Origin of the sequence: Flavobacterium sp. ZB4R12, assembly GCF_048276375.1 — a bacterium.
GTDB lineage: Bacteria > Bacteroidota > Bacteroidia > Flavobacteriales > Flavobacteriaceae > Flavobacterium > Flavobacterium gawalongense.
In genome coordinates, this window is sequence record NZ_JBLNKS010000017.1 from 1 (window position 1) to 22,676 (window position 22,676).

Genomic DNA, 22,676 nt, shown 5'->3' on the forward strand with positions numbered 1-22,676 from the left:
ACTATCTGCCGACGTTCCATATTAGAAATTTCTATCGGCCTTTTAAATCCTAAAATAACTTTACTTGTTCTCATTTAATTGTCGTTTAAATGTGTAAACCTATTTTAGGACAAGACATTGATTTAAATTTGTTCTTTTCTATTTTAATTAAAAAAGTAGTGTCCCGAAGTGTCATAATCATGTTGGCTTTTTCATGTTATAATCAAAAAAACCTGTGAGAATCCGTCTAATCTGTCAAATCTGTGTTCTATTCTAATGTAGAAAATTTGTGTCCAGACGGTAGACCAAAACGGCTCTTTTGTTATTATTTTCCTGTAAACACCGCTTTTCTTTTCTCTAGAAATGCCGTTGTTCCCTCTTTAAAATCGTTAGTCCCAAAACATTTTCCAAACGCTTTTATTTCAGTTTCATATCCATTTTTGCCTTCTTTGAAATTGGCATTGATTGCTTTTATAGCTTTGCTGATTGCGTATGGAGAATTTTTTATTATTCTTTGTGCAACACTAGTACAGTAATCTAAAAGTTCCGCTTCAGGTACCACGTGATTTACCAGTCCGGTTCTATAGGCATCTTGTGCGGTTACCATTCCTGCAGTCATGATCATTTCCATAGCTCTTCCTTTTCCTATCAATTGAGGTAAACGTTGCGTTCCTCCATAACCAGGAATAAGCCCAAGTGAAACTTCAGGCAAACCCATTTTTGCATTTTCGGAAGCAACTCTGAAATGACATGCCATCGCCAGTTCTAATCCGCCGCCCAACGCAAAACCATTAATAGCTGCGATAACGGGAGTTTTTAGATTTTCTATATAATCAAATAATTTTTCTTGTCCTTCAGCAGCTAACAGCATTCCTTCTTCAATAGAAAAATTAGCAAATTCGGCAATATCAGCTCCGGCCACAAAAGCTTTTTCGCCACTTCCAGTTAGAACAATAGCACGAATTTCATTGTTTTTCCCCAATGTTTTGAATGCTTTATACAAATCAGTAATGGTAGCTTTATTCAAAGCGTTTAGTTTTGTAGGGCGATTAACGGTAATCGTTGCAATATTATTTTCTGTTGTAATTAAAATAGTTGAGTAATTCATGATTGTGATTTTAGAAGTTAATTATTGGAAGTGAAACCGTGAAAGTAGTTCCTTTTCCAAATTCAGATTCAAAGGTAATCGTTCCTTTATAATTTTCGATAATGTTTTTTATTATACCAAGGCCAAGACCCATTCCACTACTTTTGGTAGTAAATTTAGGTTCGAATATGCGGCTGATGTCTTTCGGTTGAATTCCAATTCCATTGTCCGCAACAGTAATCAGAACGTTGTTTAATTCTTTTCTTACGGTTACTACTATTGATTTTTCTTCTTGGTTTTCGGGAATGGATTGAATCGCATTTTTAACCAAATTTGTAATAATACGGATGAGTTGGGTTCGGTCTACTTTTGAAATAATTTCGGGTGAATCACTTTGAAAGGTGATATACTCTTCATTGAAAATATCCATTGCCAATTCTACCACTTCAACCACATTCAAGGTCTCGTTTTGTTGTGCTGGCATCGAAGCAAAATTGGAAAAAGCTGATGCAACCGCATTCATCGTGTCAATTTGTTGTATCAAAGTTTCGGAGTAATCCTTCATCTTTTGCTTTATATCCGCATCATTTGGATCAAATTTTCTTTGAAAACTCTGCACCGTTAATCGCATTGGCGTAAGCGGATTCTTGATTTCATGCGCCACCTGTTTTGCCATTTCTCGCCAAGCTTCTTCTCGCTCACTTTGCGCCAGTTTTATGGCGCTTTTCTCCAATTCATCAACCATTCCGTTGTATGCCTTTATCAATAAATTAATTTCTTTGCTATTGGCTTCTAATACAATTTTCTCGTTTTTTTGATACAAGCTGGTTTCACTTAACTTATCTGAAATCGTTTTTAAAGATTTTGTGATGTAGGAGGAAAGAAAATAAGCAACTGCAAAAGCGACAATTAGCATAAAGGAATACACTTGTCCTAATCGGATGAGGAAACTATTTAACTCATTTTTATAAAATCCGTCATCTTCAACATACGGCAAATTCAAAATACCAAGTGGTTTAAATTTGTCGTCTTTTATCTGGCTATAAGAGGAACGGTTTTTAACACCGTCAATGGTTTTGATATCAACGTATCTTTTTTCGATAGAAGAACGAACTAATTTCAGAATATATTTTGGAATAGAAGGCGATACCTTATCAACTGAAAACGATTCTTTAGATGATTTTAGCAGTTTTCCATCTAAGCTGTAAATGTTGATCTCAATATTGTGAATTTGCGCCAGTTCGTGAATTTTATCCTTAAAAATTAAATCTAAATTTCCGGATGTCAACGGATAAGTTGTAGTAGAGAGCACATAATTTATGTGCTGTTTTACGGCATTCTCGTTTCGTTCCAGACGTTCTTGGTGGTATTCTTTGGCTTCATTTTTAAATTGAATAATGGAAATGGACGCCAACAATATCGAAGCCATAATAATCAATACAATCATGGAAAGGAAAATCCTGATCCGTAATGAAAGCATTGTTGTTTTGAGGCTGTTGAACATAATTAAGATTGATTTCTTTCTCTAATTTTTTTATAAAATTTAAACCCGAGCATAATCAAAACGGAGAATAAAATAATCCCGATTACACCATAAATCCAGTTTACGGCATTTTTCAGTATCACTAAAAAAACCACCGAAAAAAGAATAATTGTGGCGCCCTCATTCCATAAACGCATGTAGTTTGTCGTGTATTTTACTTCGTCGTTTTGCAATTGCTTGAATATTTGATGGCATTTACCATGATATAAATACAACACAAATACAAAGCCAAGTTTTACATGCATCCAAGGCATTTTTAACCAAGCTTGTCCTAAATCCGTAAACAACAGCATCCAAAAAGCAAATATACTCGCTAATACTGCCGAAGGCCAAGTGATAATATACCACAGGCGATAGGTCATTATTTTGTATTGTTTTTGCAGAATTTCTTTCTCAGGAGATGGTTTTTGCGCGGCTTCAATTTGGTAAACAAATAAGCGTACAATATAAAATAATCCTGCAAACCACGTGATTACAAAGATGAGGTGTAAAGATTTAAGGTAATTATAATAGTCCGTCATTAGTTTGAATCAATTTTGTATTCATTTCTTTTTTTAGAAAATAGCCAGTAAGTATCGTCGATAAAATATCGGCGATTGGGAATGCAATCCATACTCCAAAAATACCTAAAAAATTTGGTAGAATCAGTACTAACGGAATTAGGAAAAATCCTTGCTTACTTAACGTTAAAAGCAATGCTTTTTTTGCCTTTCCCGCCGCTTGAAAATAGGCAGCGCCAATTAATTGAATAGCTATAATTGGCGAAGCTGCAAAAACCCAGCGCAAAGCTTCGGGAGTTTGTGCAATTACTATTGGATCTGTGGTAAAGATGGCTACGATTGGTTTGGCAAAAATTAAAATAACTACAAAAATCAGGGTAGCTAAAAAAGCAGCATATTTTATCGAAAGCAGAACACTTTCTTTAACTCTTTCATAATTCTGAGCACCGTAGTTAAAGCCTGCAATAGGCAGAAAACCTTGTGTAATTCCCAGAATTGGAAACAAAGCAAACATCAACATTCGGCTAATAATTCCATAAATGGCTACAGAATGTTCACCACCATACGTATATAAAGTATGATTCAGGATTATGGCTAAAATACTTACCACGCCTTGTCTAGAAAAAGTCACAAAACTCAGTTCCGTGATTTCTTTTACGATGGGAATTTTGAATTTAAAATGTCTCGCTTTTAGCTTTAATTCACTTTTAAAAACAAAAAACCATAGCACAAATACAAAACACATGAAATAGGATATTGCTGAAGCCAATGCAGCTCCAAACATCCCCATATTCATGTATTTTATAAAAATAATATCTAATATAATATTTACAAGAGCAGGAATAATCATGGCAATCATAGCAAATTTAGCTTTGCTTTCTGCGCGGATAATATTATTACCCATCATGCAAAGCGCTAAAAAAGGCACCGAAGTGATAATGGGATAGAAAAATTCCTTTGCGGGTTTCATTATTTCACCTTTGGCGCCAAAAAGCAACAGCATTTCATCGCTAAAAAAAATACCTAATAGCACAAAAACAGATGCCAATAGAAAAGTCATCATGATTTGGTTCCCAAAAGTGTGCAATGCTTTTTCTTTGTGATTGGCACCCAAAGCTCTTGAAAGTATAGAGCCTCCGCCCACGCCAATCGCCATTCCTAAAGAAGAAATCAAGAAGGTGATGGGCAAAACTACAGTTACTGCTGCAATGGCTAAGGAACCAATCCATTGTCCTACAAATATAGTGTCGATCACAACATTGACCGACATGAATAAAATCCCAATAGAAGACGGAACTGCTTGTTTTATCAAGAGTTTTTTGATATCCTGTGTTCCTAATTCATCGGCGGTAACGGCCATTTTAAGCGTTTGCTTTTTCAGAATCAACCTCTTTTTTCATTGAAGACGATGTATTGGACCAATTCGTAATCCAGTTACTCACGGTTTTACACCAATCGTCACTGTCATTTAAACAGGGAATCGCTTTGAAGTTTTCACCGCCGTGTTCTTTAAATTGATGATTGGCTTCCATGGCAATTTCTTCCAAAGTCTCCAAACAATCCGATACGAAAGCAGGCGTAACAACGGCCAGGTTTTTAATTCCTTTTTCCGGCATTTTATTCACTTCCACATCAGTATACGGTGTCAACCATTTGTCTCCAGCCAAACGGGATTGAAAAGTCTGACTGTATTTTCCTTCTGGAATTCCCAATAATTTCACGACTTGTTTTGTGGTTTCGTAACATTGATGACGGTAACAAAATTCATGTGCCGGTGAAGGCGTGTTGCAACAAGAACCGTCAATTTTACAATGTGATTTGGTGATATCCGTCTTGCGAATGTGACGCTCCGGAATTCCGTGATACGAAAATAATAAATGATCGTAATCAAAACCTTCTAGATGTCCTTTGATAGAATCAGCAAGGTTTTTTATATAATCGGGTTTGTTATAAAATGCGGGAACGATAGTAAATTTCATTTCCGGGAAGTGCTTTTTACGCAAATCTTCGGCCAATTCCAGAATGGTAGTGGTGGAAGCCATAGCATGTTGTGGATACAATGGAAAAAGCATCACTTCATTTACCCCTTTATCGTGCAATTCTTGTAATCCTGACAAAAGAGAAGGATTTCCATAACGCATCGCCAAGGAAACTGGAATATCAACTAGTTTTTTTACCTTTTCGTGCATTCTTTTGGAAATAACCACAAGCGGAGAGCCTTCATCCCACCATATTTTTGCGTAAGCAGCAGCTGATTTTTCAGGTCTTTTTCTTAAAATAATCCCGCGAACTAATAATGCTCTTAACAAAAACGGAACGTCAATTACGTATTTGTCCATTAAAAATTCGTCTAAATAGGGTTTAACATCTTTTGGAGTTGGACTTTCTGGAGAACCTAAATTAACTAATAATACACCTTTCATGTTATCTTTTTTTGTTGGTACAAAAGTAAATAAACTTACTTTTTTATAAATTGCGATTAACTATTTTTTATTTATTGTTTAATATGATAAATCAATTGTTTACTGCATATTTGGGTTGATCGACATCAAATATTTCTTTGGCGTTGTTGCAAATTTTTTCTTGAACGCCGCTATAAAATGACTTCCTGTGCTATAACCAATTTTTAATCCCACTTCGTTTACATTATAGGAACCACTGTCTAATAATTTTCGGGCAAAATCCATTTTATAGTCAAATAGAAACCCGTAAACCGTATCACCATAAATTTGTTTGAAACCCATTTTTAGTTTCTTTAGATTCAAACCAATTTCATCGGCTAATTCCTGTAATCCTGGCGGTTCGGCCATGTTTGCAATGATGATTTCTTTGGCTTTTTTAATTTTCATTACATTATCCTCGTCGATTAAAAAGGGACATTGTTCCGCGTTTGGATCTTCAGTTCGGTTGAAATACAAACTCAATAATTCATATCCTTTTCCTTTATAATAGAGATTTTTTATGGACGGATGCAAACTGTAATGAAACAATTGTGATAAAACGATTGCCATCGATGGACTGATATTTCCTTCGTTATAATATTTTTTGTCCTTATTGTCGGCACTTAAAAAGGTGATGTAGTCTGCTTCTGTCGAAAACAAAGCGTGAAACTTTTTGATCGAAATAATTACAGAAATCACCCAGGAATTTGGCGCTAACTCCAGATTTAAAGGCAATTCTTTCTGCGGATTGTATAAAAGCAATGATTTTTCTTCTTTTAATTCCAAAGCATAATTTCCCTGATTGAAGATGAATTTGGCACTTCCTTTTAATCCAAAATGGAACTGAATCAAACCGCTACCCACTTCGCGTTGTGCATTGAAAGTATCAACACTATCATTTTGAAAACGAATCAGGGTAAAATCATCTTCAATTTTTATAATTTCCTGAGAACCCATAGCGATATTTTTTTATTACAAATATGATAATTATCAGACATTTTTATTTAGAACAACTCTAAATAATTTGATTCCAACAACTTGATTTCACTACAAAAATAGAATTTTTTATAATAAAATAAGCAATTAGAATTAAAAAATCACTCAGCGATACAAAAAGAACTTCTAGCGTTACTTTTATAAAAACTATAGTGATAATTTTGTGTCACTTTCTGGTAAAGTGCAAAATATGGAAAACAATAACACATCAAAGCATCATTATTTTTACTCCGTTGGATTGAGTTATAAAAAAGCAGATGCTGAGATTAGAGGAAAATTTAGTTTAGATGCTGCTGCAAAAACGCGTTTACTGGAACAAGCTAAGACTGAAGGAATAGAGAGTTTAATAGTTACTTCTACCTGCAACCGAACTGAAATTTACGGTTTTGCAGAACACCCATTTCAATTAATCAAATTAATTTGCGAAAACAGTCAAGGTTCTGTTGAAGCATTTCAAAAAGTTGGTTTTGTTTATAAAAATCAAGAAGCCATCAGTCATATGTTTCGTGTAGGAACCGGTTTGGACAGCCAAATTCTTGGGGATTTCGAAATTATTGCTCAAATAAAATCCAGTTTTTCACAATCAAAATCTTTAGGTTTGGCTAATGCTTTCATGGAAAGATTGGTGAATGCCGTTATACAAGCCAGTAAAAAGATCAAAACCGATACAGAGATCAGCTCTGGAGCTACTTCGGTTTCTTTTGCTGCTGTTCAATATATTTTCAAGAATGTAGAAGACATTGGAAATAAAAATATTCTATTGTTTGGTACTGGAAAAATTGGTAGAAACACCTGTGAGAATTTAGTAAAACACACTAAAAACGAACATATTACTTTAATCAACAGAACGAAAGCCAAAGCAGAGAAGCTAGCCGGAAAATTGAATTTAGTTGTAAAAGATTATTCAGAATTGCATCTTGAATTGCAAAAAGCAGATGTTGTTGTTGTGGCTACAGGAGCTCAAAATCCTACGGTCGATAAAGCGATTCTGAATTTGAAGAAACCGTTATTGATTCTGGATTTATCCATCCCAAAAAATGTGAATAAAGATGTGGAAGAAATAGAAGGTGTTACGCTAATTCACATGGATTATTTGTCACAACTAACAGACGAAACTTTAGAAAATAGAAAAAAACATATTCCTGCTGCTGAAGCAATCATTGAAGAAATAAAGGAAGAATTTATTACTTGGACCAAAGGCAGAAAATTTGCTCCAACAATCAATGCTTTGAAAGCAAAATTGAATGCGATAAAAAATTCAGAATTGGATTTCCAAAGCAAGAAAATTTTAAATTTCAATGAAGAACAAGCCGAGATTATCAGTGCAAGAATTATCCAAAAAATAACAACACACTTTGCCAACCATTTGAAAGATGATGACACTATGGTAGATGAAAGTATTGAATGGATTGAAAAGGTTTTCAAAATTGGAACGACCACAAAATAATGAATAAAATTATACGCATAGGAACCCGCGATAGCGAACTAGCACTTTGGCAAGCCCATACAGTCGAAAGAAAACTAAACGATTTAGGGTATAAAACCGAAATTATAGCGGTAAAATCACAAGGGGATATCATCCTTGATAAACCACTTTACGAATTAGGAATCACAGGAATTTTTACCAAAACGCTGGATATCGCTATGATCAATGGTCAAGTCGACATTGCTGTGCATTCCATGAAAGATGTTCCTACGGCTTTGCCAATAGGAATTGTTCAAGCCGCGGTTCTGGAAAGAGCGAATTTTTTGGATATTTTGGTACACAAAGGAAATCTTGATTTTCTTAATGGAGAAGGAACTATTGCCACAGGAAGTTTACGTCGTCAGGCACAATGGTTGCATAAATACCCAAATCACAAGACTGTCGATTTGCGTGGAAACGTAAATACCAGAATGCAAAAGTTTCAGGAAAGTGATTGGAATGGAGCTGTCTTTGCGGCAGCAGGATTGGAAAGAATTAACCTGAAACCTGAAAATCATATTAATTTAGATTGGATGGTTCCGGCACCTGCACAAGGTGCAATGGTTATTGTTGCTATGGGAAATGATGAATTTTCTAAAGAAGCCGTTGCCCAACTCAACGATATCGAAACCGAAGTGTGTACCCATATTGAAAGACAATTTCTAAAAACGCTTGAAGGCGGTTGTACAGCGCCAATTGGAGCTTTGGCAACGTTTGAAGAAGATACTATTTTATTCAAAGGCGTTTTGTTTTCTATTGATGGAAAAGAAAGAATCGAGGTAAATAAAACTGTTCCATTAGAAGATTGGAAAAAATTAGGATTTACATCTGCTCAGGAAATTTTAGGGAACGGTGGAACAAAATTAATGCGATCCATTAAAGAAACATTAAAAAAATAATAAGTAGAGACGCAATAAATAGCGTCTCTCACATATCGCATTTAAGATTTATCGCAATTCATTAACAAAAACATGAGCAGACAAATTCAAATATTTTCAACAAAAGTACTTTCTAGCGTTCAAAAACAAGAATTAGTAAAAGCTAATTTCAATGTCATCGAAGCGGATTTTATCGACACCAAAAATCAACCTTTCGAACTAAACGAAATCAATGACAACTTGATTTTTACCAGTCAAAATGCAGCTCAAAGTTTGTTGCTTCACCCTAAATGCGAAGAATTAAAAACAAAAAACGTTTTTTGTGTTGGGTTGAAAACCAAAATTCTATTGTCGGAAAGCGGTTTTAACGTCATTGCTTATACGGGTTACGCATCAGACTTGACAGAAATAATAACGTTGATTTACTCCAATGAAAGCTACACTTTTTTTAGTGGCAATTTGAGAAAAGAAACGTTACCAAAAGCGTTGAAAGAAGCCAAAGTAAAGTTCAACGAAATCCAAGTGTATGAGACTTCTTTAACACCACACAAAATAAAAACTCCTGTTGATGCCATTTTGTTTTTTAGCCCATCAGGCGTGGAAAGTTATTTGAAAGAAAATAAAATTAAAGGGGAACTTTGCTTTTGTATCGGTACTACGACTGCAGAAGCATTGAACAAAACTACTAAAAACATTATTATCGCAGATCAACCGTCTATTGAAGATGTGATTGAAGATGTAATTGAAGAATATAAATAACCCCCGAAGGGGAATTAGAAAAGAAACCTAAGAACGTTGCAACTTCTGGGAACAAACATAAAATAAAAACTTTGAGCCTTTGTGCCTTTGTGGCATTAAATAAGAAATTATGATAAAGAACGACCTATTTTTAAAAGCATTAAGAGGAGAAACCGTAGAACGTCCACCAGTTTGGATGATGCGTCAGGCGGGAAGGTATTTGCCTGAATTCATCGCTTTGCGCGACAAATATGATTTCTTCACCCGTTGCCAAACCCCAGAATTAGCTGCTGAAATCACTGTGCAACCGATACGAAGAATAGCTCCGGATGTTGCGATTTTGTTTTCGGATATATTAGTAATTCCACAGGCAATGGGAATTGAAGTCTTGATGAAAGAAAATTTTGGTCCGTTTTTGCCAAATCCTATTCGAACGATTCAGGATGTTGAGAAAGTGATTGTTCCGGATATTCAGGAAACTTTAGGTTATGTGATGGATGCCATTAAATTGACCAAAGAAATGTTGAATGATGAAGTGCCATTAATAGGTTTCGCTGGTTCACCATGGACAATTTTCTGTTATGCAGTGGAAGGAAAAGGTTCCAAAAGCTTTGATATGGCTAAAGGATTCTGTTTTTCGCATCCGGAAGCGGCACATGTTTTATTGCAAAAAATCACAGATACCACTATTTTATATTTAAAAGAAAAAGTAAAAGCTGGAGTTGATGCCGTTCAGATTTTTGACTCTTGGGGCGGAATGCTTTCTCCAGTTGATTATCAGGAATTCTCTTGGAAATACATCAACCAAATCGTTGAAGCTTTAGCCGATGAAACCCATGTAATTGTTTTTGGAAAAGGATGTTGGTTTGCGTTGGGTGAAATGGGTAAAAGTAGAGCATCAGCATTGGGTGTTGACTGGACTTGTTCTCCAAGGAATGCGAGATACTTGTCAGGTGGAAACATCACGTTGCAAGGAAATTTTGATCCGTCAAGATTGTTGTCGCCTATTCCTGTCATTAAGAAAATGGTTCATGAAATGATTGATGAATTCGGAAAAGACAAATACATCGTGAATTTAGGTCACGGAATTTTACCAAATATTCCAGTTGATCACGCGAAAGCGTTTATTGATGCGGTGAAGGAGTACGGGAAATAGTGTTCAGTGTTCAGTAATTAGTGTTCAGTTTGCAGTATCTCTCCTGCAAGGTTTTTTTCGAACCTTGTAGGGATGTTTGATAATATCAGCCTAAGCGATACCTACGAGGTTTTGGAAACCTTGCAGGATTGTAAATATATAAAAGCCGAAATATGAAATTAGAAGTTTTAGAAAAAGATGGTTATTATCATATTTATAATAGAGGAATAAACGGGTGTTTAATTTTCGAAAATGATGAAAACAAAAACTTCTTTTTAAAACAACTTTCAAAATATTTATGGGTAAAATCTCAATATTTGGATATTGCTTAATGGATAATCATTTTCATTTGGTCATTCGATTAAATGAAGATGAAGAAATAGTGACACAAGCATTTTCTAATTTTTTTAATTCTTATGCTAAAGCTTTTAATAAGGAAATAGATAGAACAGGAAGTCTTTTTGAAAAACATTTCAAGAGAATAAGATTGAATGGTGATGATTACTTAAAGCAATTGATAGTATATGTTCATTTGAATCCGAAGCATCATTTAGATTTAAAATTTCAGGATTATAAGTATTCGTCATATAAAGTTTTTATTTCTAATAAAGAAACTAAAGTCGAAAGAGAAGAAGTGTTGAAGTTGTTTGGTGGTCTTGAAAATTTCATTTTTTGCCATAATCAAAGAAATGATTTTTTAACTGAAAAATATACATTTGAGTAATATTGTGGCAATCCTGCAAGGTTTTTTTTAACCTTGTAGGTATGTTTGATTAAGATTGTCATTACTAGTAATACCTACAAGGTTAAAAAAAACCTTGCAGGAAACAAAAAAACAAAAATTAAGTAATAAAAATGCTAAACAAAGGATTACGAGACCAGGAAAGTGTGCGAATAGACAATGTTCTAAAGACGTTGCTTTCTATAGTTTTTGTGCCTAAATTTTGGGATTTAGAAGATAAAATCAACATAGAAGATCAATTGAAAGACTTTGGATTGAATATTCAAAGTCTGATTGATTGTAATGAAAAAGATTTAATTAAGCATTTGTTACGTTGTCATTTGGATTGGAATCAGCTGGAGCAATTTGCCGATTTTTTAGTGATTGCTTCGAAAGATAATCCGTTTGATTTTTCTGAAAAAGCGATTGCCATTTACAATTATATTCAGCAGGAAAGTAAAATGTTTTCGTTTGGAATCAATAGTAAAATAGCTGCTGCAAAAGCAAATTTATAATGAAAGAACAATCCTATTTTTGTTTTACCTTCTTAAATAGCATAGATTTGTTAATGTCTCATTCCTAATTAGAAAAGTTTCTATAAATTATTTGAAATGACAGAAAATGAATTACAGAATTACCTAAAAACTAACTACCCACGTGAAAACGAAAAATGTGAGTGGAAAGAATTTAAGTCCTTAAAAAGTGCTGTTTCAGGAAGAGCCGGTGACGATGTGAATTTAACAAATAACGAAGAATTAAAAGCGGAATATCTAGCTAATCGTAGTTTTGATGATTCTCATTTTAAAGATATGATTGTTGGATATCTCAAAAAGTTCGGGAAATCGAAACGGCAGTCTATTGATAATTTAATTATTCCAAAACTCTCAGCCGCACTTACTGAAGAGAAAAGGAAAAAGAAAGTAACTAATTTTCTTTCTGCCTTAGGGAAAGAGGGAAAAATAAAGTGCACACCCGGATATTATTGGGAATTGATTTAAATGCTTTTTAGACACTTTTAGACACTTTTATAATTTGTTTAAAATCATCATAATTATAATGAAACAACAATTTTACCAATACATACAAAACCTTCAAGACCAAATCTGTAAAGGACTGGAAGCAGTTGAAGGTCAGGCCAAATTTCGTGAAGACCTTTGGAATCGTCCGGAAGGCGGCGGCGGAAGAACCCGCGTGATAGAGAACGGATCAGTTTTCGAAAAAGGCGGTGTCAATATTTCGGCGGTACACGGGAAATTACCGGACAGCATGCAAAAATTGTTCAATGTAGGCGAAGCTGATTTTTTTGCCTGTGGATTGAGTTTGGTCTTGCATCCAAAAAACCCAATGGTTCCAACCGTTCATGCCAACTGGCGTTATTTCGAAATGTACGATGATAACGGAAATGTAATCCAGCAATGGTTTGGTGGCGGACAGGATTTAACACCATATTATTTGTTTGAAGAAGATGCAATCCATTTTCATCAAACCTGTAAAACCGCTTGTGATAAGCACTCCCGAAGCGTCGGGACAGATTTTTATCCAAAATATAAAAAACAATGCGATGCCTATTTCTGGAATGTGCATCGAAATGAAGCCCGTGGAATTGGAGGATTGTTTTTCGATTATTGCAAAGCAACTGATGCAATGTCAATGCAAAATTGGTACAACTTCGTAACCGAAGTTGGCAATAGTTTCCTCGAAGCTTATGTTCCAATTGTAGAAAAAAGAAAAGATTTACCCTATACTTCTGAACAAAGAACTTGGCAGGAGATCCGTCGTGGTCGTTATGTGGAATTTAACTTGGTTCACGACAAAGGCACTTTATTTGGTTTGAAAACCAACGGAAGAATCGAAAGTATCCTGATGAGTCTGCCGCCACATGTGCAGTGGGTGTACGATCATCATCCGGAAACTGGAAGTGAAGAAGAAAAATTAGTAAACGTATTAGAAAACCCAAAAAATTGGATTGCAGATTGATGATTAACGATTTTTGATTTCAGATTTTCTGTCATCACTAATTTGTTTTAAATCATAAATCGGCAATCGTAACCCGAGAGCTTTGCTCGAATTGGCGAAGCAATCAAAAATCATAAATCATTATGTTCCCATTACACAGAGGCAGAAGATTAAGAACAAACGAATCAATTCGAAGTTTAGTTCGTGAAACCAGTTTAAGTCCAGCGGATTTTATGTTTCCCATGTTTGTAGCAGAAGGCGAAAATGTACAAGTGGAAATTCCTTCCATGCCTGGAATATTTCGTCGTTCCATTGATTTAACCGTAAAAGAAATTCAAGAATTATTCAATTTAGGCATCCGTGCGGTAAATATTTATGTAAAAGTCAGTGAAAATTTAAAAGACAATACGGGATTAGAAGCATGGAATCCAAACGGATTAATGCAAAATGCAATTCGTGCTATTAAATCTGCTTGTCCGGAAATGATTGTAATGCCAGATGTGGCTTTGGATCCCTATTCTATTTATGGTCATGACGGAATTATTGCAAATGGCGATGTAGAAAACGATTCAACCAATGATGCATTGGTAAAAATGGCCGTTTCTCATGCTGAAGCGGGTGCTGATTTTGTTGCGCCATCTGATATGATGGACGGACGCGTGCTGCGTTTGCGTGAAGGTTTAGACGCTGCCGGTTTTCATAATGTGGGCATCATGAGTTATTCTGCAAAATACGCTTCCGCATTTTACGGACCGTTCCGTGATGCCTTAGACAGTGCTCCTGTTGATGCAACTGAAATCCCAAAAGACAAAAAAACCTACCAAATGGATTATGCTAATCGCATTGAAGCCATCAAAGAAGCTTTATGGGATGTGGAAGAAGGCGCCGATATGGTCATGGTAAAACCAGGAATTGCCTATTTAGATATCGTTCGAGAGGTTAAAAATGCGGTAAATGTTCCTGTAACGGTATACCATGTTTCGGGAGAATATGCTATGATTAAAGCCGCTGCCGAAAGAGGTTGGCTAGATCATGATAAAATTATGATGGAGCAATTAATGTGTATCAAAAGAGCAGGAGCAAGTTTGATTTCGACTTATTTTGCTAAAGAAGCTGCGATACTTTTAAACAAGTAAAATTTAGATTTTTTTGATTCTAATAATTTTTTTAAGGCTCTTCGCCAAAAGTAGTGGAATTCAAAAAAAACATTAATTTACCAATGAATAAATTTCGTAATTATCGCAAAATATCCTTTAAAAATAAGTGTTTATTTAAAGTTTAATTTCCATTCCTAAACGACCTAACTTAGTTTTCCACTACTTTTGGCGAAGAACCAATTTTAATTCTTTTTTTTGATTCTAATTTCAAAAAATAAATTATTTTTGAGAAAACTAAAAAACTAAAAAAACTAAAATGAAAAAAGTATTAATAATTGCAATCGCATTTTTAGCTTTTTCTTGTAAAAAGCAAGAAGCTGAACCAGCTGAAAAACAAGCTGAACCTGAAGCTGCAGTTTCTGAAGGAATGCAAGAAGAAGTTCAAACACCGGAACAATTAGGAGAGACCCTTTTTAAAGGAAAAGGAACCTGTGCTTCTTGTCATAAAGTAGATACGAAACTAATAGGACCAAGTTTACAAGATATTGCCAAAATCTACAAAGAGAAAAACGGTAGCATTGTCAGTTTCCTAAAAGAGAAGAGTGATCCTATTGTTGATCCTTCTCAATATGCATTAATGAAACCAAATATTGTCCTTACAAAAACGATGACTGACGAAGAATTAAATGCATTAGAAGCATATGTTTATTCAACTTTGAAATAATTTTATCATCCTGAGCGTGGTCGAAGGAAGAAGCTAATCCCGCTATCATTCCAATCTTTTCTTTTTTAAAGAAAAAAAGAAAAGGATTTTCCCTTCTATCGGGGCTATAAAACAAGAACCATTCGTCTAGGCGAATGGTTTTTTTATTTCTAATACTATTCAAGTTTTCATTTCTTTGTGAAGTTTGTGTCTTCTTCGTGAACATTGTGGTTAATTTTTTTATCTTTAAAATATGGAAACAGCTTACATCAAAACCCCTTTAGGAATCGCAACTATTATTGGAGACGAAAATGGGATTTCAGTAATTTCAGTTGCTGATGAAGGAGTCCTTTCAAGTGTAATTCCTGCTGTTTTGCAGGAAGCCGTTTCGCAACTCAACGATTATTTCGAAGGAAAAAGAACCGATTTTGATTTTGTACTCAATCCAAAAGGAACCGATTTTCAGCAAAAAGTATGGAAAGGATTATTGGAAATCCCTTTCGGGAAAACCATGTCTTATATGGATTTATCCAAAAAATTAGGTGATGTCAAAGCCATTAGAGCTGTGGCTTCCGCCAATGGGAAAAACCCGCTATGGATTGTTGTCCCGTGTCACAGAGTCATTGGAACAGATGGTTCGCTTACCGGTTATGCTGGTGGGTTATGGAGAAAGAAATGGTTATTGGAACATGAAAATCCAACAACGCAACAAAGTTTGTTTTAAAATAGACCTCTTAGATTTTTAGACGGGTAGACAAGTTAGATTTTAAAAGATTAAGGAAGTCTAATAAGGTAATAATCTAAAATGTCTGAAAATCTAAGAAAGTCTAACAAAATCTGAATTATGATTGATAAAATCCACCTCAATAACATCTTATTCCTCGATATAGAAACCGTTCCGGAAGCAGCTGATTTCAACTCTCTGGATTCCGAAATGAAAGACCTTTGGGAACACAAGACCCAATACCAGCGCAAAGACGAATACACTCCGGAGGATTTTTATGACCGTGCCGGAATTTGGGCCGAGTTTGGGAAGATCGTTTGTATTTCGGTAGGCTATTTTACGATCAAAGGCGATATTCGGAATTTTAGGGTGACTTCTTTTTTTGGTGAAGAAAAGAAAATTCTACACGATTTTATCAATCTGTTAAACAATCATTTCAATCAACCGCAACACGTTTTATGTGGCCATAATGCCAAGGAATTCGACATTCCATTCATTGCCCGACGCATGATTATCAATCAAATCGCCATTCCTAACAAACTGAATTTATTTGGTAAAAAACCATGGGAAATTCCACATTTGGATACTTTGGAACTATGGAAATTTGGGGACTATAAACATTATACTTCTTTAAAATTGATGTGTAAAGTTCTCGGAATCCCTTCTCCAAAAGGCGATATCGATGGCAGTCAGGTGGGACATGTTTTTTATGTTGAAAAAGACATTGATAGAATTGTAACTTATTGTGAAAAAGATACGATTGCCGTAGCACAAATTTTCCTTCGATTACGTCGAGAAGATTTATTGATTGAGGAGGAGATTATTCATGTTTAAATTGTCGTAACCCAATGAGGGTTCAAAACTCTGATTGGGTTTGTTAATAAATAATTACATTTACAAAAATTATAAATTATGGTATTGAGTAGATTTTGGCTGGCTATTTTTATTTCTTCAATTGTATTTGTAGTCATTAGTTTGTTTTCGGGGAATAGTTACACTATTGATTATATTTTGAATGGTAAAAAAGACGACCCAATTTTACTGTCCGAAAAATACATCGAACAAGTACCTGCTTTTATCAGAGACAGCATCAAAAAAGCACCAGATCAAACTATGATTGTCAACAGAGATACCATAAATGCCGATACGACGTATGTTTTCAAAAGCCAAACGGTAAAAATATACAGCGGCGTTCAAAAATCAGATGGTTTATTACCTACTTGCAAGAATACTTTACTCGATTTAATCATTCCTTTAATTGCCTATTTAGCTTTTTTCTGCGGACTGATGCAATTACTGATTGATTCTGGTGCTGCCGAAAAATTAGCCAAAAAACTGAGTCCCGTTTTTGTGAAAGTGTTTCCAACTATTCCCAAAAATCACGAATCCATCTCTTACATGACCTTGAATTTTGCAGCTAATTTTCTAGGGCTGGATTCTGCCGCCACACCTTTTGGACTAAAGGCTATGCAGAGTTTGCAGGAGATTAATCCCGATAAAGACAAAGCAAGCGATGCGCAAATTATGTTTATGTGTTTGCATGCAGCGGGACTTACTTTGATACCAACATCTATCATTGGCTATCGCGCTGCCGAAAATGCTGCAAATCCTGCCGATGTCATGTTACCTTGTATTATCACTTCGTTTATAGGAACGATTGCTGCCTTTTTGATCGTTGGAATTAGACAAAAAGTCAATTTCAAAAGTGCTTCATTAATCGTTGCATTAATGACCATAATTGCAGCCATTGTTGGTTTATTACTGTACATAAACGGTTTAGATTTAATTGGTAAAAACTTTTTTACCTCCAATCTTTCGGGTTTAATGTTAGTAACAATCATTGCATTTACGTTGGTTTTTTCCTTTATACATGAGAAAAAATTCATTGCTTTAAATACCACCATTTTCGATGCATTTGTCACTGGTGCTAACAATGGTTTAAAAACTGGAGTTACAATTTTCCCGTATGTTTTGGGGATGCTGGTAGCTATTTCGTTTTTTAGAAATAGCGGTTTATTTGAAATTATAAGCAACGGAATCTCTTTTGTTTTCTCGAATATTGGAGTGAGCAAACAGATTACCGATTCTTTGCCGGTTGCTATGCTAAGGCCTTTTAGTTCCGGCGGATCGCGAGGGTTTATGATAGATTCTATGCGTACTTTTGGGCCGGATTCTTTTACCGGAAGGTTGAGTTGTATTTTCCAATGCAGTGCCGAGACCACTTTTTATGTAATTGCCGTTTACTTCGGTTCTATCAATGTTAAACACACACGTTATACCCTTGGCACGATGCTTTTAGTAGATCTGATATGTGTGATTACAGCTATTTTTGTAGCAAGTTGGTTTTTCTAAATATTTAACCGCAAAGGGCGAAAAAAAACCACAAAGTTCACGAAGTAAATTTCTAATTTTGTGGTTTTTATGTATTTAAATAATTTTAGTTTACTCAATCACCATTTCAGGAATTTCTCCTTCAATAATTAAATCCGCTTCAGTGGAAGCAATAATATGTTCTACGGTTACACCTGGTGCGCGTTCCAATAGTTTGAAACCTTTTGGGGTTATTTCAAGAACGGCCAATTCTGTAACTATTTTTTTTACACAACCCACGCCTGTTAGTGGTAAAGTGCATTTTTTTAGGATTTTAGATTCTCCGGCTTTGTTGACGTGCATCATGGCCACGATAATATTTTCGGCAGAAGCGACTAAATCCATTGCCCCACCCATTCCTTTGACCATTTTACCCGGAATCTTCCAGTTGGCAATATCGCCGTTTTCGGCGACTTCCATAGCGCCAAGAATTGTCAAATCAACATGCTGTCCGCGAATCATCCCGAAACTCAAAGCCGAATCGAAAAAAGATGCGCCCGGTAAGGTAGTAATGGTTTGTTTTCCGGCATTAATAATATCTGCATCTTCTTCTCCTTCAAAAGGGAATGGCCCCATGCCCAGAACGCCATTTTCACTTTGAAATTCCACGTCAATTCCTTGTGGGATATAGTTTGCCACTAATGTTGGGATTCCGATTCCGAGATTCACGAAATAACGGTCCTTCAATTCTTGAGCGATTCGTTTTGCAATTCCTATTTTATCCAATGCCATATCTTAATGTATCAATTTATAAATATAACAATATATCAATTTTGACAACTGTTACTCATTATTTTTACTAGTGCTTAGGATTTTGTAAACTATTAATCCTAATTCATTAATTTGAATTTTTAGGCTTTCATCAAAAGGATACGAGGATGCTTTTTCACAAAGCAAAAGCCAGTATTTTGTTTCCTCTAGTTCTTTGGCAGCAATTTTAATTTTGTGAATAAAATCTGCTCTACTTTCTGCATTCTGTGCTTCATGAATATTAGCGCCTATACTTGTTCCTGATTTTAATAGTTGATTGGCAACAATAAATTTGCGTTTATTTTCTAATATTTCACAAAAAGCTATAATGCCTAATGCAAAATCAATGGATTTAGTAACAACAATATTCTCTTTGTCCATTTTTTATTAATTGTTATATTAAAAAATTGCTAAATTGTTTAATTTTTTGCACGAACCGTTCTCTGCTCAATTCTCTTTTCGTATTGCTCGCCTTGAAAAATGCGTTGCACAAATATTCCGGGAATATGTATTTGGTTTGGGTCTAAAGTTCCGGCTTCCACTAATTCTTCTACTTCGGCAACGGTGATTTTTGCTGCTCCAGCCATACACGGATTGAAGTTTCTTGCAGTTCCTTTGAAAATTAAGTTTCCTGCAGTATCGCCTTTCCATGCTTTTACGATTGCAAAATCAGCTTTGAAAGCGAGTTCCATTACATGCATTTTTCCATTGAATTCGCGTGCTTCTTTACCTGTTGCCACTTCGGTTCCATAACCGGCCGGTGTGAAAAAAGCCGGAATTCCTGCTTGTGCAGCACGACAACGTTCCGCTAATGTTCCTTGAGGAATAAGGTCTACTTCGAGTTCACCGGAAAGCATTTGGCGTTCAAATTCAACATTTTCTCCTACATAAGAAGAAATCATTTTCTTGATTTGACGTTTTTGTAAAAGCAATCCAAGACCAAAATCATCTACACCTGCGTTGTTGGAAATACACGTTAAATCGGTATTTTCTTTTTTTACTAATTCGGCGATGGAATTTTCCGGAATACCGCATAATCCAAAACCGCCAAGCATGATGGTCATTCCGTTTTCAATTCCTTGAAGTGCGTCTTGAACGTTGTTTACCTTTTTGTTGATCATATTGTGTTTTTTAGCCCATCCCGAAACTTCGGGAGGGAACGGCATCCTTTCTAGTCCTGAACTTGTTTCAGGATCCTGAAACAAGTTCAGGACTAGAAAGATATAGTGTACAGCTGGAAATAGCTCCTAATTCCTAACTTCGGGGGAATAGATGATTAAATTATAATTCAAATTCTTCGGTATCTTGTTCTACGGCCGTAGTGTCTTTTACTTTTGGAGCGGAATAACAGTCTACTTTTATCGAAAGATTAGCGGGTCTGTCAAATTGTGCTTTGGAGACTTTAAGAGCTGGGTCAGCGTAGCAAAGTTTCATAAAATAACCCCAAACCGGGAGTGCTGCAGTAGCTCCTTGACCATATGTGATGCTTTTGAAACGGGCCGAACGATCCTCGCAACCTACCCAGATTCCAGTTACCAAATTAGGAACCATTCCCATAAACCACCCATCAGACTGGTTTTGTGTGGTGCCTGTTTTTCCTGCAATTGGGTTTTTGAAAGAATACGGATAACCAGTCCAGCGGTTGTCCCCATTACCGCCGCCAGTAGTGCGCAAACGGTCTCCTGAACCGCCTTCGGTTACACCTTCCAGTAATTTTATAACCGCATAAGCAATGTCTTTGTTTAAGACATCATGAGATTCTGGTATTGGTTCGTAGATTACAACGCCACTTTTGTCTTCAATTCGAGATATAAATTGTGGTTTCATATAAACCCCTTGATTGGCAAAGGTGCTGTAAGCGGCAACCATGTCTTCTACCGTTATTTCAACCGCACCTAAAGCAATGGAAGGTTGGTTTACAATTTCAGATTTTACCCCTAATTTATGTGTTAAATCTATTACTGCTTCCGGGCCAACTTTATCAATTAATTTTGCCGATATAGTATTTATGGAATTAGCCAAACCTCGTTTTAAGGTAACCATTCCGCGGTATCTGTTGTCAGAGTTTCTAGGCTCCCAATCTTCGGTAACATGATGGCGTCCTTTTCTAATCACAAAGGGTCCATCAATAATCGAGTCACACGGAGACATATTTAATTGTTCTATGGCTGTTGCGTAAACAAAGGGTTTAAAAGTTGAACCTACTTGTCTTGCTCCTTGTCCTACGTGATCGTATTGAAAATATTTGTAGTTGATTCCGCCAACCCAAGCTTTTACATTGCCCGTTTGCGGTTCCATTGCCATCAATCCGGATTGTAGAAAGTGTTTGTAATAACGGATAGAATCCAATGGTGTCATAATGGTATCTTTTTCTCCTTTCCAAGAAAATACAGTCATTTTTGTTTTTTCGCTAAACGATTTTATAATTTCTTCATCACTTTTATCCAATGATTTCATCACAGCCCATCGGTTGGAGGATTTCATTGCCTGATTCAGAATCCGTTGTGTTTCTACAGAAGAAATATTAACAAAAGGAGCGTTTTTATTACCCTTAGATTGATTAAAAAACTCTTCTTGAAGGTTTGCCATGTGGGCTGTAACCGCTTCTTCAGCATGCAACTGCATTCTGGAATCAATGGTCGTGTAGATTTTTAGACCGTCTTTGTAGATGTCATAATCAGAACCATCCGATTTTTTGTTGTCTTCGGCCCATTTTTTCATGTAATCGCGTAAATATTCTCTGAAATAAGTTGCCGTTCCTTCTTTATGTGTTTCTAATTTGAAGTTTAATTTGATCGGTAAACTTTGTAATTTTTCTTTTTCTTCTGCAGTGATGATTTTTCCTTTTTCCATTTGCGAAAGCACCACGTTTCTACGATTTTTCACACCTTGCGGGTTTCTTACCGGATTGTATAAACCGGAGTTTTTAAACATTCCAACTAATATTGCCGATTCACTGATGGTTAAATCTTTCGGCTCTTTGGAAAAATAGGTTTTTGCCGCTGAACTTACTCCAACAGAATTATTACCAAAATCATACACGTTGCAATACATGGCAATGATTTCGTTTTTAGTGTATTGTCTTTCTAATCGAATAGCAATAATCCATTCTTTTATTTTTTGTACAATTCTAAAGGGTAAAAATTTTGAACCCTCTCCATGAAATAATTGTTTGGCTAATTGCTGTGTTAATGTACTGGCTCCACCGCTTGTCCCTAAACTTGAAATGGCTCTTAACGTTCCTCTTCCGTCGATACCGGAGTGTTCGTAAAAACGAGCATCTTCAGTAGCTATTAATGCTTGTACCAGGTTTTTTGGTAAGTCAGAATACTTTAATTGGGATCTGTTTTTTTCAAAATATTTACCCAGAACCACTCCGTCAGCCGATATGATTTCTGTAGCTAAATTAGAATCTGGATTTTCTAAATCTTCAAAAGAAGGCATCGAACCGAAGATTCCCCATGAAGCAAATAAGAAAAACAAACCGACGCTTCCTAAGCCTAAAAAGAAGATTTTCCAAAATTTCTTTTTGTAGTAAGTGATGTCCTTATCAATATTTTTTGTCTGATTGTTATTTTTTTTGATAGCCATAA

24 protein-coding genes are annotated in these 22,676 nt (G+C 35.6%); 14 read left to right on the plus strand and 10 right to left on the minus strand.

Annotation, left to right across the window (positions count from 1 at the left end):
- Positions 1-304: 304 nt before the first annotated feature.
- From ACNO7W_RS12965 to ACNO7W_RS12990, 6 genes are all read right to left on the minus strand, one after another.
- The gene (locus ACNO7W_RS12965) at positions 305-1,087 is read right to left on the minus strand and encodes an enoyl-CoA hydratase/isomerase family protein (RefSeq protein WP_417938454.1); all 783 of its coding nucleotides are present in this window, start codon (positions 1,085-1,087) and stop codon (positions 305-307) included.
- Between the two features lie 10 nt (positions 1,088-1,097).
- Positions 1,098-2,513 (minus strand): sensor histidine kinase, encoded by a 1,416-nt coding sequence (locus tag ACNO7W_RS12970; protein WP_417938520.1) that lies wholly within the window; start codon positions 2,511-2,513, stop codon positions 1,098-1,100.
- Positions 2,514-2,572: 59 nt separating this feature from the next.
- Entirely contained in the window at positions 2,573-3,130 is a 558-nt protein-coding gene (locus ACNO7W_RS12975; protein WP_143388025.1) for a CopD family protein, read from the minus strand.
- Complete coding sequence (locus ACNO7W_RS12980) at positions 3,114-4,469, minus strand: MATE family efflux transporter (protein ID WP_417938455.1); 1,356 nt, start codon at positions 4,467-4,469, stop codon at positions 3,114-3,116. Before ACNO7W_RS12980 ends, ACNO7W_RS12975 begins: the two co-directional genes overlap by 17 nt.
- Before the next feature lies 1 nt (position 4,470).
- On the minus strand, positions 4,471-5,532 hold the full coding sequence (hemH, locus tag ACNO7W_RS12985) for a ferrochelatase (protein ID WP_417938456.1): 1,062 nt from the start codon (positions 5,530-5,532) through the stop codon (positions 4,471-4,473).
- A gap of 99 nt (positions 5,533-5,631) precedes the next feature.
- Positions 5,632-6,507 (minus strand): helix-turn-helix domain-containing protein, encoded by an 876-nt coding sequence (locus ACNO7W_RS12990; protein WP_143388022.1) that lies wholly within the window; start codon positions 6,505-6,507, stop codon positions 5,632-5,634.
- A 229-nt stretch (positions 6,508-6,736) separates the two neighbouring features.
- Here ACNO7W_RS12990 and hemA point away from each other — a divergent pair, with 229 nt between their 5' ends.
- From hemA to ACNO7W_RS13060, 14 genes are all read left to right on the plus strand, one after another.
- Complete coding sequence (hemA, locus tag ACNO7W_RS12995; RefSeq protein WP_417938457.1) at positions 6,737-7,993, plus strand: glutamyl-tRNA reductase; 1,257 nt, start codon at positions 6,737-6,739, stop codon at positions 7,991-7,993.
- Positions 7,993-8,910 carry a hydroxymethylbilane synthase gene (gene hemC / locus ACNO7W_RS13000; RefSeq protein ID WP_417938458.1) on the plus strand — a complete coding sequence of 306 codons (918 nt, stop codon included), beginning with the start codon at positions 7,993-7,995 and terminating at the stop codon, positions 8,908-8,910. The genes hemA and hemC overlap by 1 nt, the downstream gene beginning before the upstream one ends.
- Before the next feature lie 72 nt (positions 8,911-8,982).
- Positions 8,983-9,648, plus strand: coding sequence for a uroporphyrinogen-III synthase (locus ACNO7W_RS13005; protein WP_417938459.1), 666 nt, complete (start codon positions 8,983-8,985; stop codon positions 9,646-9,648).
- A 109-nt stretch (positions 9,649-9,757) separates the two neighbouring features.
- Positions 9,758-10,783 carry a uroporphyrinogen decarboxylase gene (gene hemE / locus ACNO7W_RS13010; RefSeq protein WP_417938460.1) on the plus strand — a complete coding sequence of 342 codons (1,026 nt, stop codon included), beginning with the start codon at positions 9,758-9,760 and terminating at the stop codon, positions 10,781-10,783.
- A gap of 152 nt (positions 10,784-10,935) precedes the next feature.
- Positions 10,936-11,094: a hypothetical protein gene (locus ACNO7W_RS13015; RefSeq protein WP_417938461.1), complete on the plus strand. Its 159-nt coding sequence runs from the start codon at positions 10,936-10,938 to the stop codon at positions 11,092-11,094.
- On the plus strand, positions 11,061-11,486 hold the full coding sequence (locus tag ACNO7W_RS13020) for a transposase (protein ID WP_417938462.1): 426 nt from the start codon (positions 11,061-11,063) through the stop codon (positions 11,484-11,486). The genes ACNO7W_RS13015 and ACNO7W_RS13020 overlap by 34 nt, the downstream gene beginning before the upstream one ends.
- Positions 11,487-11,617: 131 nt before the next feature.
- Positions 11,618-11,998 (plus strand): hypothetical protein, encoded by a 381-nt coding sequence (locus ACNO7W_RS13025; protein WP_417938463.1) that lies wholly within the window; start codon positions 11,618-11,620, stop codon positions 11,996-11,998.
- A gap of 96 nt (positions 11,999-12,094) precedes the next feature.
- Positions 12,095-12,481 (plus strand): hypothetical protein, encoded by a 387-nt coding sequence (locus ACNO7W_RS13030; protein ID WP_417938464.1) that lies wholly within the window; start codon positions 12,095-12,097, stop codon positions 12,479-12,481.
- A 58-nt stretch (positions 12,482-12,539) separates the two neighbouring features.
- Positions 12,540-13,460, plus strand: coding sequence for an oxygen-dependent coproporphyrinogen oxidase (hemF, locus tag ACNO7W_RS13035; RefSeq protein WP_417938465.1), 921 nt, complete (start codon positions 12,540-12,542; stop codon positions 13,458-13,460).
- A gap of 122 nt (positions 13,461-13,582) precedes the next feature.
- Entirely contained in the window at positions 13,583-14,575 is a 993-nt protein-coding gene (gene hemB / locus ACNO7W_RS13040; protein WP_417938466.1) for a porphobilinogen synthase, read from the plus strand.
- 277 nt (positions 14,576-14,852) lie between these two features.
- On the plus strand, positions 14,853-15,260 hold the full coding sequence (locus tag ACNO7W_RS13045; RefSeq protein WP_417938467.1) for a c-type cytochrome: 408 nt from the start codon (positions 14,853-14,855) through the stop codon (positions 15,258-15,260).
- 232 nt (positions 15,261-15,492) lie between these two features.
- A complete protein-coding gene (locus tag ACNO7W_RS13050; RefSeq protein ID WP_143388011.1) occupies positions 15,493-15,963 on the plus strand; it encodes a methylated-DNA--[protein]-cysteine S-methyltransferase in 471 nt (156 codons plus the stop codon).
- A gap of 120 nt (positions 15,964-16,083) precedes the next feature.
- Positions 16,084-16,797 carry a 3'-5' exonuclease gene (locus ACNO7W_RS13055; RefSeq protein WP_143388010.1) on the plus strand — a complete coding sequence of 238 codons (714 nt, stop codon included), beginning with the start codon at positions 16,084-16,086 and terminating at the stop codon, positions 16,795-16,797.
- A gap of 78 nt (positions 16,798-16,875) precedes the next feature.
- On the plus strand, positions 16,876-18,315 hold the full coding sequence (locus tag ACNO7W_RS13060; protein ID WP_417938468.1) for a nucleoside recognition domain-containing protein: 1,440 nt from the start codon (positions 16,876-16,878) through the stop codon (positions 18,313-18,315).
- Positions 18,316-18,405: 90 nt separating this feature from the next.
- Here the strand turns inward: ACNO7W_RS13060 and ACNO7W_RS13065 are convergent, their stop codons facing one another.
- From ACNO7W_RS13065 to ACNO7W_RS13080, 4 genes are all read right to left on the minus strand, one after another.
- On the minus strand, positions 18,406-19,065 hold the full coding sequence (locus ACNO7W_RS13065) for a CoA transferase subunit B (protein WP_143388008.1): 660 nt from the start codon (positions 19,063-19,065) through the stop codon (positions 18,406-18,408).
- Positions 19,066-19,116: 51 nt separating this feature from the next.
- Positions 19,117-19,464 carry a four helix bundle protein gene (locus tag ACNO7W_RS13070; RefSeq protein ID WP_417938469.1) on the minus strand — a complete coding sequence of 116 codons (348 nt, stop codon included), beginning with the start codon at positions 19,462-19,464 and terminating at the stop codon, positions 19,117-19,119.
- Positions 19,465-19,502: 38 nt separating this feature from the next.
- Positions 19,503-20,204 (minus strand): CoA transferase subunit A, encoded by a 702-nt coding sequence (locus ACNO7W_RS13075; protein WP_143388006.1) that lies wholly within the window; start codon positions 20,202-20,204, stop codon positions 19,503-19,505.
- 160 nt (positions 20,205-20,364) lie between these two features.
- The gene (locus ACNO7W_RS13080) at positions 20,365-22,674 is read right to left on the minus strand and encodes a penicillin-binding protein 1A (protein ID WP_417938470.1); all 2,310 of its coding nucleotides are present in this window, start codon (positions 22,672-22,674) and stop codon (positions 20,365-20,367) included.
- Positions 22,675-22,676 lie beyond the last annotated feature (2 nt).

Excerpts from the sequence above, each read along its gene's own strand:
- ACNO7W_RS12965 (WP_417938454.1), bottom strand. The coding sequence starts at position 1,087 with ATGAATTACTCAACTATTTTAATTACAACAGAAAATAATATTGCAACG.
- ACNO7W_RS12970 (WP_417938520.1), bottom strand. The coding sequence starts at position 2,513 with ATGATTGTATTGATTATTATGGCTTCGATATTGTTGGCGTCCATTTCC.
- ACNO7W_RS12975 (WP_143388025.1), bottom strand. The coding sequence starts at position 3,130 with ATGACGGACTATTATAATTACCTTAAATCTTTACACCTCATCTTTGTA.
- ACNO7W_RS12980 (WP_417938455.1), bottom strand. The coding sequence starts at position 4,469 with ATGGCCGTTACCGCCGATGAATTAGGAACACAGGATATCAAAAAACTC.
- hemH (WP_417938456.1), bottom strand. The coding sequence starts at position 5,532 with ATGAAAGGTGTATTATTAGTTAATTTAGGTTCTCCAGAAAGTCCAACT.
- ACNO7W_RS12990 (WP_143388022.1), bottom strand. The coding sequence starts at position 6,507 with ATGGGTTCTCAGGAAATTATAAAAATTGAAGATGATTTTACCCTGATT.
- hemA (WP_417938457.1), top strand. The coding sequence starts at position 6,737 with ATGGAAAACAATAACACATCAAAGCATCATTATTTTTACTCCGTTGGA.
- hemC (WP_417938458.1), top strand. The coding sequence starts at position 7,993 with ATGAATAAAATTATACGCATAGGAACCCGCGATAGCGAACTAGCACTT.
- ACNO7W_RS13005 (WP_417938459.1), top strand. The coding sequence starts at position 8,983 with ATGAGCAGACAAATTCAAATATTTTCAACAAAAGTACTTTCTAGCGTT.
- hemE (WP_417938460.1), top strand. The coding sequence starts at position 9,758 with ATGATAAAGAACGACCTATTTTTAAAAGCATTAAGAGGAGAAACCGTA.
- ACNO7W_RS13015 (WP_417938461.1), top strand. The coding sequence starts at position 10,936 with ATGAAATTAGAAGTTTTAGAAAAAGATGGTTATTATCATATTTATAAT.
- ACNO7W_RS13020 (WP_417938462.1), top strand. The coding sequence starts at position 11,061 with ATGGGTAAAATCTCAATATTTGGATATTGCTTAATGGATAATCATTTT.
- ACNO7W_RS13025 (WP_417938463.1), top strand. The coding sequence starts at position 11,618 with ATGCTAAACAAAGGATTACGAGACCAGGAAAGTGTGCGAATAGACAAT.
- ACNO7W_RS13030 (WP_417938464.1), top strand. The coding sequence starts at position 12,095 with ATGACAGAAAATGAATTACAGAATTACCTAAAAACTAACTACCCACGT.
- hemF (WP_417938465.1), top strand. The coding sequence starts at position 12,540 with ATGAAACAACAATTTTACCAATACATACAAAACCTTCAAGACCAAATC.
- hemB (WP_417938466.1), top strand. The coding sequence starts at position 13,583 with ATGTTCCCATTACACAGAGGCAGAAGATTAAGAACAAACGAATCAATT.
- ACNO7W_RS13045 (WP_417938467.1), top strand. The coding sequence starts at position 14,853 with ATGAAAAAAGTATTAATAATTGCAATCGCATTTTTAGCTTTTTCTTGT.
- ACNO7W_RS13050 (WP_143388011.1), top strand. The coding sequence starts at position 15,493 with ATGGAAACAGCTTACATCAAAACCCCTTTAGGAATCGCAACTATTATT.
- ACNO7W_RS13055 (WP_143388010.1), top strand. The coding sequence starts at position 16,084 with ATGATTGATAAAATCCACCTCAATAACATCTTATTCCTCGATATAGAA.
- ACNO7W_RS13060 (WP_417938468.1), top strand. The coding sequence starts at position 16,876 with ATGGTATTGAGTAGATTTTGGCTGGCTATTTTTATTTCTTCAATTGTA.
- ACNO7W_RS13065 (WP_143388008.1), bottom strand. The coding sequence starts at position 19,065 with ATGGCATTGGATAAAATAGGAATTGCAAAACGAATCGCTCAAGAATTG.
- ACNO7W_RS13070 (WP_417938469.1), bottom strand. The coding sequence starts at position 19,464 with ATGGACAAAGAGAATATTGTTGTTACTAAATCCATTGATTTTGCATTA.
- ACNO7W_RS13075 (WP_143388006.1), bottom strand. The coding sequence starts at position 20,204 with ATGATCAACAAAAAGGTAAACAACGTTCAAGACGCACTTCAAGGAATT.
- ACNO7W_RS13080 (WP_417938470.1), bottom strand. The coding sequence starts at position 22,674 with ATGGCTATCAAAAAAAATAACAATCAGACAAAAAATATTGATAAGGAC.